Source organism: Streptomyces sp. WM6386 (assembly GCF_000972385.1).
In the GTDB taxonomy this organism is placed as follows: Bacteria; Actinomycetota; Actinomycetes; order Streptomycetales; family Streptomycetaceae; genus Streptomyces.
The window spans coordinates 1-719 of sequence record NZ_JXTE01000314.1; the positions used below are offsets into that span (position 1 = coordinate 1).

A 719-nucleotide genomic window follows, 5' to 3' on the forward strand; every position below is an offset into this window, starting at 1 on the left:
GCCCTGAACCCCGAAGTGGCGATGGATGCCCTGGCAAAAGACATGGCTGAGATCGGCTACCCGGCAGGCAACAGCACCGACGCCTGATACCGAAAGAGCAACGGCCTACGGTTGAGAGGGACCGCCAGACATCATGCGGTCTTGGTCTCTGCGGGCGACGGCAGTGTAGGGCCATCGTGCGGCGTGGAGGCGGTCGCCCGGTCCGGACAGGTGGAGTTCCGCTGGTCGCTCTCGCCGAGGAAGCCGCCCGACTGGTGTTGCCAGAGCCTGGCGTAGGCGCCCTGTGCCGTGAGCAGCTCTTCGTGGGAGCCCTGTTCGACGACGCTCCCGCGGTCGAGTACGACGAGCCGGTCCATGCCCGCGACGGTGCTCAGCCGGTGCGCGACCACGAGCGCCGTGCGCCCCTTCATCAGCCGCCACAACGCGTCCTGGACGAGGATCTCGCTTTCCGAGTCCAGGGCGCTGGTCGCCTCGTCGAGCAGCAGCACCGGTGCGTCCCGCAGGATGGCGCGGGCCAGGGCGACGCGCTGGCGCTGGCCGCCCGAGAGCTTCACGCCGCGCTCGCCGACCAGCGTCCTGAAGCCGTCGGGGAGCTGCTCGGCGAACTCCGTGACGTGTGCCGCTTCGGCTGCCGCGAGGATCTCCTCGTCCGTCGCTCCGGGCCGGGCGAAGGCGATGTTGTCCCGCAGCGGGCGGTGGAACATGGCGGGTTCCTGGGG

At 70.0% G+C, this 719-nt stretch carries 1 protein-coding gene; it reads right to left on the reverse strand.

Going from position 1 to position 719, the window contains the following annotated elements:
- Positions 1-131 precede the first annotated feature (131 nt).
- A partial coding sequence (locus tag TN53_RS41440; protein ID WP_234441846.1) for an ATP-binding cassette domain-containing protein occupies positions 132-719 on the reverse strand: 588 nt, incomplete at its 5' end.